Genomic DNA, 14,100 nt, shown 5'->3' with positions numbered 1-14,100 from the left:
GCTTACCTCCTTAATTTCGGATCAAGTGCATCTTGCAGTCCGTCTCCAAGGACATTAAAAGCAAACATGGTAAGAGAAATAAAAAAAGCGGGAAAAAACAAACGCCACCAATAGCCTGATAGAATCGTTGATAAACCATCGTTTGCCATTACTCCCCAGCTGGCATAAGGAGCCTGTACACCCAGTCCTAAAAAGCTTAAAAAAGCTTCAGCAAAAATGGCAGTTGGTACGGTTAGTGTCATTTGAACGATAATCGGTCCCATCGTATTTGGAAGCAGGTTCCGCTTAATGATACGACTAGTTTTTGTTCCAAACGTTTTGGATGCAAGTACGTATTCATAGTTTTTTATTTGTAATACTTGCCCCCGTACAATTCTCGCCATCCCGATCCAACCTGTAACGGAAAGTGCCACAATGATCGTAGAAAGTCCGGGGCCCATGACCACCATCAGTAAAATCACCACTAATAAATAAGGAAGACCATATAAAATTTCAATTACGCGCATCATAACGTTATCTGTTTTTCCGCCTTTATAGCCTGAGAATCCCCCGTAAATTATACCGATGATAAAATCAATAAGAGCTGCCATCAGTCCTACAAATAAAGAGATTCTAGCTCCGTACCATGTCCGAGTGTACATATCTCTGCCTAAGTCATCCGTTCCAAACCAATGACTAGCTGAAGGAGGAAGGTTTTGCTCTGTAAAAGAAGCTTTCGTTACGCTGTGCGGTGAAAACATAGGACCGAATATAGCCATCACAACGAGGATGACTAAAAAAAAGAGACCCAGCATGGCCAACTTGTTTTTTACAAGCCTGCGCCAAGCATCATGCCAATAAGAAAGACTCGGCCTTACAACTGCTTCGGCTTCAGATTTCTTTTTTTTCTTTGGCACAAACCACTCATCAGGAATTGTTTGTTTATACTCCTGTTTTTCCAGCACGTTATCCCTCCTTCTTATGCAGTTTGATTCGTGGATCAAGTATGCCGTAAGCAATGTCTACTAAAAAAAGCATAATGATGAGAATCGAACTGTAAAAGACCGTAGTGCCCATAATCACCGGGTAGTCTCTCGTATTAATACTGTCCACAAAATATTTTCCCATGCCAGGAATAGCAAAGACTTGTTCAATAACAAATGTGCCTGTTAATACGCTGGCTGCAATCGTTCCAAGAACTGTTATAACGGGCATTAAAGCATTTCTAAGCGCATGCTTAAATACAATTTTCACTGGCGAAAGCCCTTTTGCACGCGCTGTTCGAATATAATCTTGAGTTAGTACTTCTATCATGCTTGAGCGAGTCAAACGCGCAATAATAGCCATAGGGCCTGTGGCGAGAGCTAGAGTCGGAAGAATCATATGTAAAGGGCTTGTCCATGTAGCAGCAGGTAAAATTTTTAAATTAACAGAAAGCTGTTGAATTAACAACGTGGCCATAACAAAATTTGGAACTGATAATCCAATAACTGCTATGCTCATCGCAATGTAATCAATTATTCCATTCCTTCTAAGAGCAGCGATAATGCCTAGTGTAATACCGGAAATCACCGCAAGAATTAACGTTACCATTCCAAGTTCAAATGACACTGGAAACCCCCTTCCTAAAAGGTCGTTAACCGTTTGAGACGGCTGTTTAATGGAAGGACCAAAGTCAAAGGTAACAATGGATTTTAAATAAAGAATATATTGCACAGCTAGCGGTTCATCTAAGTGATAAAATGATTCCAGATTTTTTTGAACTGCATCGCTTGTCGCCCGTTCTTCATTAAATGGAGAGCCAGGAATCGAATGCATTAAAAAGAAGGTTAAGGTCACAATTACCCACAGCGTAACAAGCATGGATAAAAATCGTTTTAAAATATAACTTTTCACCTTTATCCCACCTTCTAACAGAATGTTGTGCGCGTAGCTAGTTCAGTCATGACAAGCATGGCCTGATAGGCTTCTAAAATATCTTTTGCTTGAAACCGAACGGTCGTCGTTCCAGGTTCAATTTCTGTGCCGGGCATTAAATGCGCCCACTCTGCTTGACCGTAATTCGCAAATTCTATTCGTAAGGTTGGGTGTTTAGGCGGAATTAAAGGTTTAACAAGGTGTTTGTGCTGAATAGCTGTGGCTGTTTTTTCTTGAAGTAATTGTTCTGCTTTCTTGGGGGTTAATGTTTTGGCTGCAGAACGTGAAATGGCCTGTTTGACGATAGCAGTCGTCACGTTTGGAATAAGCTGCTGTGCTTCCAGCGCCGTTTGGTCATCACCAGCTACCATTAAAACTGGCACGCCGTAATAGCCTGCGACGTATGCGTTGAAGCCTAACTCTCCAATATTCGTATCGTCTATGTACATATTTCGAGCACCAAATATCATAGAATGAGACATGACACCAGGCATGGATGCTTTAGCATGATACCCTAGAAACATAGCACCATCAAAAGTCTGATCTAATCCCTGTACCATTGAATATGGTTTTACGCTTCCTGAAATAAGCTGAGTTTCTGGATGAAGCCGTTCAACAAGGAGATTATTCATACTCGAATGACTGTCATTTACCACAACTTCTGAACACTTTTCTCTAAAGCCTGCATAAATTACTGCATTTGCTTCATCCGTCATTATTTTGCGGCTTCTTTCATAGTTTTCTTTCTCTCGTAGAACATTTGTGTGATCGACGAGTCCTGTAATTCCTTCCATATCAACCGACAGGTATAGTTTCATTTGTCTTATTCCTCCTCCTTCCTTGACTGTTAGTCAATTCATTATAAATTATTCTTATGTTTATAATTTATAATTGTAAGAAAATTATAAATTATCTTTCTTCTTTTTACAACAATATATTGAATTTTTTGACACTTTACTCATCATCCTTTTAACAAGATATCGCTTACAAATTGGAAATCCCATGGTAAAATAATAGAGCAATCTGTTGGTTCATTCAGCCGCTCGTCGGCATTAATTGAGGTGTTAACAATGTTTCGAGTCTCCATTGCTTCACTACAATGGTTTTTATTTATGATTTCTAATAGTATGATTGTTCCTATTGTAATTGCTTCTCAGTTTCATTTAAACGCAGCGGATTCTATTCAATTTTTACAGCGAACATTATTTATTTTGGCTTTATCCGGGCTCTTGCAGGTGTTTGTAGGACATAAATACCCAATCATGGAAGGGCCAGCTGGCGTTTGGTGGGGCGTCTTTTCTCTATATGCGAGTCTTGGAACCGTTCTGTTTGGTTCTCACTCCGAAACGCTCCGCGTGCTGCAGTTCACCCTCCTTATAAGCGGGATAATTGCTATTTTGATGAGCCTGTTTGGTCTCATTGATAAATTAGCAAAATACTTTACCCCGACAGTTACCGGTACATATTTAATTTTATTAGTGACGCAGCTCAGCGGTTCCTTTTTAAAAGGAATGTTTGGCATTACAGAAACAAATTCAGCTATTAAACTTCCAATTGCGCTAACTTCAACTGCGATTTTGCTGCTGACTTTTTATTTATTATCGCACCGGACGTTAAATAAGCTCAGCATTATTATTAGTATCGGTGTAGGCTGGGGAGTATTCGCACTGCTGGGGTTAGCTAAACCTATCGAATTTCAGACGCAGTTATTTTACATACCTAAAGTGTTCGTATTTGGAGCCCCCCGCGTTGAATGGAATATGATTGTTACTGCTTTTTTTGTGACGCTCATTTTAATTACAAACATGCTCGCTTCTATTCGTGTTGTTGAGTCGGTCTATAAACACAAAGGAGAAAAAATTGAAAAAGACAACATTAAGCGTTCGGGAATGGTTTCGGGTATAAGCCAGCTGCTTGGAGGATTGTTTTCAGGTGTCGGTGCCGTTCCTATTTCAGGTTCCGGTGGATTTATTTCAGCTACAAACCTTTATAGCCGAGTTCCTTTTATTGTAGCATCGTGCCTCTTGCTTTTTCTAAGTATCTTTACTCCTTTAACGTCCATTATGTCCGCTCTTCCTCCTGCCGTCGGATACGCGGCAATCTTTCCTGTTTTTACAGGTATGATGGCTCTTGGAATTGGAGAATTCAAGCATGCCAAACAGCCCGAAAAAGCGATGAAAAAAGCGGGTATTGCGTTGTTATCTGGGATAGGGGTTATGTTTTTGCCTTCTCAAGCTTTTTCAACGTTGCCACCTTTAGTTACTACGTTTTTAAGCAACGGATTAGTTCTTGGCACCATTATCATCCTTGCACTGGAAATCTCCGAATCGATTTCTTTGAAAAAACAAGCTGCAAAAGAGGGATAAAAAAAGAAGCTGAAACGCAGCTTCTTTTTTTCACCTTCTTACCGTTAATCCTTTTAGTTCATCGTCTTCCATAGCCAATTCATAAAATTCTCCCGTTTCATCGTGCGCTAAAACATAATCCAACTCTTCCTGAGCAGAAGCAGTTTTTCCAAGAACAGCTAGATAGCATGCCAAGTTATAGCGAATAAAAAGGTCTTCGTCTCCGCTTTCTACTCTTGTCATCATAAGCGAAGCTGCTGCTTCCGTTTCACCTTCTAAATGATACGCGATACCTAAATCGGTATACATCCCTTCATACTCTTGACGCTGTTCAATCGCTTTTTGAAGAAGCTGAACAGTTTCGTGATAACGTTCCGTTTTGTTATACAGTTTTGCTAGCCCTGCATATATGTCCGGCTGATAAATCTGCTGCTGAAGTAATTCTTGAAAAGCTGCCTCCGCTTTCTCTATTTCCTCAAGATTACTCAAAATAAATCCTCGGTATATCTGCAAATCTATATGACATGGCTGCTGTTCAAGAAGTTTTTGAACCAAGTTTAGCGCTTCATGTGCAACCTGTTCATTTTCATGTATATTAACAAGTATATTGGCTAAATGATAGGCAACATCAAAATCCCAGCTTTGATGCAGAGATTTTTTCAGCACGGTGATGCTATCTTCAATCAAGCCTTTTTGTTCATAAAAAGCCGCAAATGCATGCACAGCATCTTTATTATTCCTATCCGTTTTTATAGCAAGTTCATACAGTTCAATCGTTAAACCAAGCAGCATAACCGTTTTTGTTTTTGCTTTGAACTTTGCTAAGCTTCGTTTGAAGATAGACCCTTGCTGCTCTTCTACGATGGAATCGGCATATTCATTTAAAGCCTCAGCTGCGTTTTTAAATAACATGCTTTTGCTTTGTTTTTCCACTTCTATCTTTTTTAAATCTGCCGTAAGCCTAGACAGTTTTTTTCCATTCGGAAAGCTAGACATGAACGTTTGAAATAGGGCGTAATCTTCCGAATCCTCACTTAGTAACTCTGTAAGAATTTTTCTAGCTTCTTCATATCTCTGCTCCATGATGAGCCATTTTGTCTGATGATGACGAATAGCAGGATTCTGTGGATCTAGTTCAAGGGCCTTCTCTAGATACGTTTTAGCCTGTGAAATGTCTCCTTTTAGGCGATACACATGAGCCTGGCTGTCAGCGAGCCATTGAGGCAGCACCATTTCCTCTACGCTCTTTAATACCCCTAACAGTTCTTCATACTCTTTCTCTGTTTCACAAAGTGAAGCTGCGTGCTCAACGTTTACTTCCATAGGATTCAGCTGTATCCATTGAAGCAGCCAATTCCTTTCAGCCGTTCGATTTTGTTCTTCACAAGCCATTTCGGCAAGCTTCATATAAGCGGCTTCAAATGTTTTATCAAGAGTTAAGCATTTTTCGAAGGCCTCTTTTGCTTCAGCCATGCGATTCATTGATTGATATATTTCACCTAACCGATAATATGGCAAAACATCTTGCTTGATACGAAGCGCTTGATGATAAAGTTCTTCACTTTTCGTTAGCTGTTTGGCTTGTTCGTATAATATGCCTAAATAGCACATGTACAAAATCTCATTAGGATGCTCTTGGTGTTCTGCAGTTAAAAACTTAATTCCACGAGTTAGTAAAGCCGTGTCTTCTAAATAACTCGTATATGCTTCTAATACTTCATCTAACGCTGTTTGAGCAAAATGGATTCCTTCTTCATAAAGAGCAAATCCAAACTCTATCGTTTGGTTGTCTAGCTCCTTTTGTTTTGCTGCATCTAAAAGCATACTGCCTGCGTCCAACATGACGTCGCTGTTCGATGAAAACTTCTGCGCAATGAGCGTAAGCGTATCAACGGCTGTTAAATGTTCACCTGTTTCTAGATACGTATAAGATAAGCCCAAATACATAAGGGCATCTTCCTCTATTTTTAAGCCTTCTTTATACAGAGCAATAGCTTCTTCGTATCTTTGATTCGCAACGTATAAATCGCCTAATCTTCCTCTAATTGTCATGTCGCTCGGGAGGTACTTCATGCCTTCTTTGAGATGGCTTTCAGCTTCGTCTGTTTTTTCTAATTGATATTGTAACAAATCAGCTATTGAGAGATATGGATAAGGAACAGTCGGCAAGAGCTGTTTAGCTACTTGAAATCCCCGATAAGCTTTACGAAACTTTTCCAAATGTTCATCACAACGGGCTCTTTCAAACCAGCTGTGCGCATCTTTTGGGTTTTCTTTTAATAACGCATCAAAAAGATTTCTTGCTTCTGCGTATCTTTCTTTCTCCATTAAAATAAGTCCGTGATTGATTTTTGTATAAGGTTCATCGCCATACATATTTAAGGAAATAGTCGAGCATTCAAAAGCCTTTTCGAGGTTTCCTTGATACATATATGCAAGTGCTAAATAGCTCCAGTTCAAATGCTGCTCTACGTCTAATTGCAGCGAGCTGCGCAGTGCTTCAATGGCCTCGTCATATTTCTCTTCATCCAACGCAATTCTTCCCTTAACATAGTGATAAAAAGAGCTATGCTTTTTGTTATTGATGTGGTGTAACAAAGAAGATGCTCCCTTACTGTCGTCAAGTTTAAAAAAGGCATATGCCGCGTGAAGCTTAAGATAATCATGATTGCTATATTTCTCTAATACATGATTAATACATGTACGAATATAGGCTTCATGCTTTTTTCTGTACAAATGCTTCATACTGTAAATAGCCGTAAACGGAACGAGCTCATTCGCTTTTAATAAAGAAACGAGCTCGTTAATGTATGTCTCTTCATCAGCTTCAACTAGTTCGATTAAGTCATACAGCTGACGAATAAACACATCTTGCTCTTTAGAAAGTGAAGCGAGATCCGCTGCCGCTTTAGAAGCAACAATTGATAAAAACCCCGAATTAGCATACTGCTGATCAAAATTTTTATACTCTACATATGTTGGACTTAGAAAATTAGCATCTTGCACATGAAAAAGTTCAAGTTCATCATCATAGCCAAATACAACTTGAACGTGGGAAGCTTGTTCAAATTCCAGACTGACCAAAATAGGCAGCCCTTTGTCTAATAGTTCTTTAAACTGTTCAACTGTGCCTGTAAAAAACGCCGCTGCAAAGCCGAGAGATTCAAAGTAGCTCACTGCAGTTGATAATTTGGATCCTAATCCTCCGTAAATACGCGTTCCAATCTCATCCTGTGTTTTTTCGGTATGTAAAAGTTTTAACATCATACTCATACTGGCTGGCACGCAATAATTATCTTTTTGAACAATCGGCACAATAGGAAGCTTGATTGTATTGAATTTATCGTCTGTATGCTTTCCGATTAATTTGTGATAGGGTGAATCTTTTAAACATCGCTTGGTCGAGAGAAGATGTTTAAGCTGAGATTGCTGCTGCTGTTCAAAATAAATGTCGGCGCGCAGCAGCGTAAAAAAATCTTGATAATCGTGATAGGGTAACTTTGAGTCGATAAATTCAATCGTTTCAAGCAAGAGAGAATACTCTTTTAAATCTTTTAATCGCATCACTTTATCCATATATAAAGACGGAAGCTGCGGGTAGCGGGCAATAGCTTCGTTGATTGTTTCAAGCGATTGTTCATGCTTCCCTTCGTACGCATATAAGTCCGCGAGCATTGCATAGCAAAAATCTCCGTTCTCCTTATATTCCGTTCCTTCTTTTAAGCAAGCTTCAGCTTTCATTCTGTCATTGAGCTGCAAATAAAAATAACCCCATCTGTCAGCCATACCCTTTTGATTATGTGATGCTACTTGTTTCATCCACTTAGAAGCTTCATCCACTTGTTTCATTTCTAAAAGAATTCTTACCTTTAAAAAATAGATTTTCTCAAGCTGCTCTTCTTTAACTGAGTCCGTATCCAGCTGAGAAATTAATAAAGAAAGTCTATCATCAGCATCGAGTATCTTGCCTTCACGTAGGAGATCATCACAATAAAGAGTCACCATTCGAATGGAGCCAAATCGACGATAGCCGTATATCGTTAACATTCGGCTTAAACGATTTAATAAAGCCTCATCAAAAAAGCGGATAAGCTCGTACAGCTCTTCTTCCGTTTGTAGGTTTGTTAACCATTCTTTCACAATGCCTGCAAGGCTCTTTGGTTGAAGGCTTTGTACTTCTTCTGTTATATACGTTACAAGATCAAATATTTGATAGTGATCCACCATGCTTTTTAATTTCTGATAATTTATACTCAATTTAAAACCACCTTATTCGATAAAATAAGAACTATTGCATCTGCTGTCTATAAATTGAAGTATAAGAAATTTCAAGGATTTTTTCTACATGCAATATAAATTTAAGCATATTGACGGAGCTAGAAATAGCAAAGAGCTGTCTTTTATCATAAGACAGCTCCATAAAATCATACTTCAGCTTTCTTCAGTTTTACGCCGCCTTCAGGTTTTGGTTTGATAGCTTTTAAAACTAAAATTGCCCCTACTGCACTAATCCCTAGAGACGTTTGGAACACAGCCATGTCCGACCACTTCATAAGCAATGTATAAAGAGGAGGTCCAGCTGCTACTCCGACAAAGCGCATCGAACTGTAAAGAGACGTAATGGTTCCTCTCTCTTCCTTTTCAATTCCTTCTGTAATAAGTGCATCAAGACTGGGAAGAGCTGCTCCGATTCCAATTCCACCAAGCACTAAAGTGAGTAAAATACTAAAAAGAGACGTATTAAAAAATAAAATGATGAAAGAACATGTTAACAATAAAAAGCCAAAAAAAGCAGACCACTTCATAACGATTTTATTGTTTCCTACTTTTTTCCCTGCCACAAAAGAAGAAATAGATAAAGCTAGCAAAGGAATAGCCATTACTAAACCTTTTTTCGTATTCACAATATGATAACGCTCCTCTAATATGGTGGATAGGTAAAATAAAACACCGAATAATACAAGCATAATAATGGCTCCTAAAATAAAAATAGCCATAAGCCATCCCATATTTTCTTTGAGTGTCTTCTTCAAATCCTTTAAAAACTGCGTAATATTTTTCTTTTTTTGTTCAGATTCAGAAGAACTATCATTTTTCGGAACTTTTACTAAAAAGATAACCAAAAGAATCGAGATAAGGCAAAGGATAGGAATGAACCAAAAAGGAAGAAACCAAATCATAGCCGCTAAAAAAGCTCCTAGTATTGGGCTTAGTACTTTCCCAAACGTATTAGCTGTTTCAATTAAACCTAGTCCTTTTGTAATTTCTTGCTCGTCTTTAAACATATCTCCTACACAAGGCATCACAACAGGCATAGCTCCTGCTGAACCTATTCCTTGAATCGCGCGGCCAATTAAAATAACCCAAAAAGGATTGGCCATTTGCCATGAAGCCCAGCCTGTTAAAGCCCCTCCTACTGCAGCAAGCAGCAAACTGGGAATAATAATTTTCTTGCGGCCAAATCGATCTGATAAATAACCAGCAATCGGGATTAAAAAAATAGCGAAAATTGAGTAGACCGTGATAATCATGGATACCTGCAGCGAGCTTATCTGTAGACGTTTTTCAATCACCGGTAATACCGGAATTAACATTGAATTTCCGAGGGTCATGATAAGTGGCACAGAAGCAAGAGCAAGTAAATCCAATTTTTTTCTACTTTCCATAGCGTCCTCCAAACCTTACTTCTAATTAACGTCACAATAACACGTTTTTCAATTTAAGCTTTATAAAACCTCTTGTGTTCATTGATTTTAAAGCTTAACTATCTCATTACATAAGATGATGTGTATCTATATTTTTTAGCTAAAAAGGTGATTGCTATTCATGGTTTCACTGTTCTTCTTTAATTTATTGAAATTTGTCATTTATCTCTGTTAATATTTGTAAAATAACATGTTTTTAATCCTACATATGAAGAAGCGTACGAGTATCTCCGTACGCTTCTTCATATATAGGTGTCATCTTGTTACACTACTTCACCTCGATGACCATCTCCATCATACATAAACTGTTTATCAATGATATGTTCTATATATATGGTTGTCAAATCGCTTTTTTTCACTTGAGCTACAATTAACCCTAACGGATCGCCAATGGTGAAGCTTGTTCCATTTTGAAACATTAACAGCTGCTCATTTAAATGCAATACTCGCTTATAAATTTGTTCTTTTTCTAGGTTGCTGCGGCTCTTTGCTGCTTCGAGCGTTGAAAATAACAAAATGATTTCTTTTCCCTTTACTTGTGTACGATACATACACGATCCACTCCTTATCACCGCGTTAAAATTATGCTGACTATACTTTTATTATAAACTAAATTTTCAGTTATTTTCATCTCGCAAGAAATTTTTTTATTTAAAATGTACTACGTTCGTTTTAAATAAAATTTAATTTTCAGAAAAGTGAAATTTTAATGTTGAAATTTTATTTCTTCTTATTATATAATATAACCAATCATTTACCTCTATTGGAAATGATAATTCGAGTTTCAGCAGCATGATGCTGCACAGTACTAGGGGGATTCAAGTTATGCAAAACGGTAAAGTAAAATGGTTCAACAATGAAAAAGGCTATGGCTTTATTGAAGTTGAAGGCGGCAGCGACGTATTTGTACATTTTTCTGCCATCCAAAGCGAAGGTTATAAATCCTTGGAAGAAGGACAAGAGGTATCTTTTGAAATTGTAGAAGGCAATAGAGGCCCGCAAGCCGCTAATGTCACTAAGCTATCATAAATAGATCTTTTTATTTTATAGTAAAAGAGACTCTTTTCCGAGTCTCTTTTTTGTTGTACCTAGCGTTTGGCCTCAGTAAGCTGCTGTTCACACGTGTGGATAGACTGCATGCACTGCTGAAGAAATTGCTCGTCTACTCCTGTGCCATGAGCTTTGGCAGATTGAAGCTGTGCTTTTGCATCATTAAGCGCATTCGTTGCCTCTTCAAGCTGCTGAGGACTCATACTCATCGTAGCTGTCCCAATCATCTTTTGAGCAGATTGAATTGACACTTCTACTTGCTTTAAATCATTATATCCTGTTGTTACTTCTTCATTTGAAAACTTATCCATTGAAAGAACACCTCCATATGGATAGAATGAAGCTGCTGCCAGCAAATTATACACGCTTACTTTTTAGTCAGCAAATCTCCATACTGCTTAATTTTTTCTCCTACGGTACACTCTTTAATACAAAACGTCTGAGCGTATGTTTTGCCCTTTTCTTTATTAAACGTTTTTTTTACAAAACAATCACTACAGTAGTAATCCAATAACTCCGTTACTTCTTCTAATAATTGTTTACGTTCCACTCTCGTTCATCTCCATTTCGTTCTGTGTGTTACACTTGCTTCCTGCTAGCAATTGGTATCCCTTGAAGAGCTTGAGTAGCAAGCTGATCAGCCTCTTCATTTTCCTTCCTTGAAATAGGCTCATATACGGGTCGGATACCGAGTTCCTGCATTTTATCTTCTATTCGATCTAAGTACCGATTAAACTCTTCTTCGAAACAGGGCCACTCCCCAGCCAGCTGATTTAATACAACCTGAGAGTCACCCCTAAACGTTACCGATATATGATGAACACCCAGTTCCTCAAGCTCTTGTATTAAATAATAAAAAGCAGCATACTCTGCCTCGTTATTTGATTCAATCTCTTGCAGTCTTGAGTTACGTCGTATTCGGTAAGACTGGTTGTTCTGTTTAAAATAAATCACAACCCCAAGCCCCGCTAAGAGCGTATCATGCTCATAGCCTCCGTCAAAATATGCAACAATATCGTGAGGCTCGGTCTGTACTTCCTGTAAGAGCTTTTTCGCTTCTTTTACAGTCCATTTTTGCTGTTGCTCATCAAGTAGAAAAATTTCCTTCGTTCGACCTGTTTTTTCTAAATCACCCACAATCATTAGCGCCTCATTCGCATCTGTGAAATCGGATGTGAAAATTAACTGTTTATGTTTCGTGGATTTATAATGCCATTCAATTTGGAAATTCATAACGAGCATTCCTTTCATCAGCAATTTTGAATTCAACACTTTTTCTGCTTTTTTGTATTTTATCTTCTATTATGTCTTTTCATGACAGTTTTCTTACCTAATAAGCGGATTTTAGCGTTTATACGTGCTAATATAAAATAGCTGAAGTACTTATGATACAATACTATTGATAAAAAAACATGGTTTAAGCTTATATCGTTTTAACAAGGAGGCTGTATGATGATTGAAGTTTATATAGACGGAGCCACTGCTGGCAACCCTGGTCCTTCTGGAGCTGGTATTTTAATTAAAGGGAATGGTGAACATCATCGCTACGCTATTGCTCTTGGGACAATGACGAATCATGAAGCAGAGTACCATGCACTTCTTCATGCATTAAAAATTTGTTTAGAAAAAAAGTATACGAGCGTATCTTTTCGAACGGACTCTCAGCTAGTAGACCGCGCAATGAACCAAGAATACGTTAAAAATAAAGCGTTTGCTCCTTTACTGGAAGAAGCCCTCAAATTGTCGAGTCAATTTGATTTATTTTTTATAAAATGGATTCCTAGCTCTCAAAATGCAGGTGCTGATCAGCTGGCCAGACAAGCCATTAATCAAAAAGAAGCAGGAATGTAATCCTGCTTAAATCATACCTGATGCTTTTAAATATTGAATGGCTTGTTTTTGATTGCTAATACGATTTGATGTCAAATTCTCGAGGAGAGATACAAAAAAACTGCCGTCAAATTCTTTTTGTACTTTTAATGTCCATTCAATTGTAAATATGACTATTTGGTCAGCTGCACGCGTATACTGCTGACCAAATGAAATAAATCCACGTGCATCTTCTGCTAAATGAAAGCCTTTTTCTTCAAGATAAAGAAGATACTCTTCAACGGTTTGAGCTGTTTTTGTCACTTTTTCGTCCCATCCTTTTGCAAAGGTTCTTCTTTATCTTAGCTTACTTTTGGCTATTTGACTATGATTTCCCTTCTAAAAAATAGCCAATTGCTCCAAGTGCTACTCCTAAAATGGCTCCGCCAATCACTTCTTCGGGCTGATGCCCAAGCATTTCTTTCAAGCGCTGTTCCGTCAAATCGTGAAAGCCTCCGTCTGGAAGACCAGCAAGCTTTTCAATTTCTTCATCTAACGTATTCACTTTAATAGTAATTTCGCCAGTCTGCCTTCGAATTCCTTGTGCATCGTACATAACAATAATTCCAAAAACAGATGCTAGCGCAAAGTCAATCGTAGAAACACCTCTTTTTAACGCTACATACGTAGCCAAAGAAGATACGCCGGCTGAATGAGAGCTTGGCATTCCACCCGACGCAGCAATCATCCGCATATCCCATTTTCCTGTTTGATACTTTTTAATCGGGATTTTTAGTGCTTGGGCTAAACTGATTGATGAAAGAGCAATGACAATTCCTTTATTCATATTGCTTCACCTCATCTATAGTTTACGATGTATTTACGTCTCGTACCCAAGCAAATATTGCCCAACAAAAAACGCCGAGCTAATCTGCTGACAGAGCAGACTAATCCCGACGCTTTTGTAAACAGTTCTGTTATTTTTTACGCTTTTTTTGTGCAGCATTATTCATTTTGGCAGATTCAACTTCAGCATAAGAGCCGAATTCTTGTCCATATTGATTATTTGCACTTTTATTAGCTTCTAACTTCTTGTTAACAGAATTGTTTTGGTTTTGTTGTACGTTGAACTCAGAAGCAAACTCCCCTGCATAAGTGTCATTTGCACTTTTTGCTCGCTTTGCTTTTTGAGCCTGATTTGCTTTAAACTCAGAAGAGAACTCTTGGTTATAATTATGCTTTGCATTGTTGTTCGCTTGCGCATTTTTATTACCTAATTTTTGACGACCCATCGC

At 38.2% G+C, this 14,100-nt stretch carries 15 protein-coding genes; 3 read left to right on the top strand and 12 right to left on the bottom strand.

What is annotated here, in order from left to right; translation table 11 throughout:
• Positions 1–2: 2 nt before the first annotated feature.
• The 3 genes from M3225_RS16705 to M3225_RS16695 are packed head-to-tail and all read right to left on the bottom strand — an operon-like array spanning position 3 to position 2,714.
• Positions 3–944, bottom strand: a complete 942-nt coding sequence (locus tag M3225_RS16705) for an ABC transporter permease (protein WP_308215747.1) — start codon at positions 942–944, stop codon at positions 3–5.
• Between the two features lies 1 nt (position 945).
• Positions 946–1,875 (bottom strand): ABC transporter permease, encoded by a 930-nt coding sequence (locus M3225_RS16700; protein WP_251395491.1) that lies wholly within the window; start codon positions 1,873–1,875, stop codon positions 946–948.
• 14 nt (positions 1,876–1,889) lie between these two features.
• A complete protein-coding gene (locus tag M3225_RS16695; RefSeq protein WP_251395489.1) occupies positions 1,890–2,714 on the bottom strand; it encodes a M55 family metallopeptidase in 825 nt (274 codons plus the stop codon).
• Positions 2,715–2,966: 252 nt separating this feature from the next.
• On the opposite strand from M3225_RS16695, the gene M3225_RS16690 reads away from it, so the two are divergent.
• Positions 2,967–4,262: a purine/pyrimidine permease gene (locus M3225_RS16690; protein ID WP_251395487.1), complete on the top strand. Its 1,296-nt coding sequence runs from the start codon at positions 2,967–2,969 to the stop codon at positions 4,260–4,262.
• A 30-nt stretch (positions 4,263–4,292) separates the two neighbouring features.
• On the opposite strand, the gene M3225_RS16685 is transcribed toward M3225_RS16690, so the two are convergent.
• The 3 genes from M3225_RS16685 to M3225_RS16675 all read right to left on the bottom strand — a co-directional run bounded on the left by M3225_RS16685 (position 4,293) and on the right by M3225_RS16675 (position 10,497).
• The gene (locus M3225_RS16685; protein ID WP_251395485.1) at positions 4,293–8,498 is read right to left on the bottom strand and encodes a tetratricopeptide repeat protein; all 4,206 of its coding nucleotides are present in this window, start codon (positions 8,496–8,498) and stop codon (positions 4,293–4,295) included.
• 167 nt (positions 8,499–8,665) lie between these two features.
• Positions 8,666–9,907: an MFS transporter gene (locus M3225_RS16680; protein WP_251395482.1), complete on the bottom strand. Its 1,242-nt coding sequence runs from the start codon at positions 9,905–9,907 to the stop codon at positions 8,666–8,668.
• 302 nt (positions 9,908–10,209) lie between these two features.
• Positions 10,210–10,497: a hypothetical protein gene (locus M3225_RS16675; protein WP_251395480.1), complete on the bottom strand. Its 288-nt coding sequence runs from the start codon at positions 10,495–10,497 to the stop codon at positions 10,210–10,212.
• Positions 10,498–10,771: 274 nt separating this feature from the next.
• Here M3225_RS16675 and cspD point away from each other — a divergent pair, with 274 nt between their 5' ends.
• Positions 10,772–10,975, top strand: a complete 204-nt coding sequence (gene cspD / locus M3225_RS16670; protein WP_013056175.1) for a cold-shock protein CspD — start codon at positions 10,772–10,774, stop codon at positions 10,973–10,975.
• 59 nt (positions 10,976–11,034) lie between these two features.
• Here the strand turns inward: cspD and M3225_RS16665 are convergent, their stop codons facing one another.
• Genes M3225_RS16665 through M3225_RS16655 form a run of 3 tightly spaced genes read right to left on the bottom strand, consistent with a single transcriptional unit; the run spans position 11,035 to position 12,229 of the window.
• Positions 11,035–11,307 carry a DUF2564 family protein gene (locus tag M3225_RS16665; protein WP_251395478.1) on the bottom strand — a complete coding sequence of 91 codons (273 nt, stop codon included), beginning with the start codon at positions 11,305–11,307 and terminating at the stop codon, positions 11,035–11,037.
• 56 nt (positions 11,308–11,363) lie between these two features.
• Positions 11,364–11,546 carry a zinc-finger domain-containing protein gene (locus M3225_RS16660; protein WP_013056173.1) on the bottom strand — a complete coding sequence of 61 codons (183 nt, stop codon included), beginning with the start codon at positions 11,544–11,546 and terminating at the stop codon, positions 11,364–11,366.
• Positions 11,547–11,575: 29 nt separating this feature from the next.
• On the bottom strand, positions 11,576–12,229 hold the full coding sequence (locus tag M3225_RS16655; RefSeq protein ID WP_251396117.1) for a ribonuclease H family protein: 654 nt from the start codon (positions 12,227–12,229) through the stop codon (positions 11,576–11,578).
• Positions 12,230–12,448: 219 nt separating this feature from the next.
• On the opposite strand from M3225_RS16655, the gene M3225_RS16650 reads away from it, so the two are divergent.
• Positions 12,449–12,847 (top strand): reverse transcriptase-like protein, encoded by a 399-nt coding sequence (locus M3225_RS16650; RefSeq protein ID WP_033578453.1) that lies wholly within the window; start codon positions 12,449–12,451, stop codon positions 12,845–12,847.
• Between the two features lie 6 nt (positions 12,848–12,853).
• On the opposite strand, the gene M3225_RS16645 is transcribed toward M3225_RS16650, so the two are convergent.
• From M3225_RS16645 to M3225_RS16635, 3 genes are all read right to left on the bottom strand, one after another.
• Positions 12,854–13,129, bottom strand: a complete 276-nt coding sequence (locus M3225_RS16645) for a DUF6123 family protein (RefSeq protein WP_251395476.1) — start codon at positions 13,127–13,129, stop codon at positions 12,854–12,856.
• Positions 13,130–13,190: 61 nt separating this feature from the next.
• Positions 13,191–13,652, bottom strand: coding sequence for a divergent PAP2 family protein (locus M3225_RS16640; protein ID WP_251395474.1), 462 nt, complete (start codon positions 13,650–13,652; stop codon positions 13,191–13,193).
• Positions 13,653–13,782: 130 nt separating this feature from the next.
• A complete protein-coding gene (locus M3225_RS16635; protein WP_013056168.1) occupies positions 13,783–14,097 on the bottom strand; it encodes a hypothetical protein in 315 nt (104 codons plus the stop codon).
• Between the last annotated feature and the right edge of the window lie 3 nt (positions 14,098–14,100).

The sequence above is a fragment of the Priestia aryabhattai genome (genome assembly GCF_023715685.1).
GTDB lineage: Bacteria > Bacillota > Bacilli > Bacillales > Bacillaceae_H > Priestia > Priestia aryabhattai_B.
Note: the sequence above shows the minus strand (reverse complement) of the source record. Positions and strands in the feature narration are given on the sequence as shown.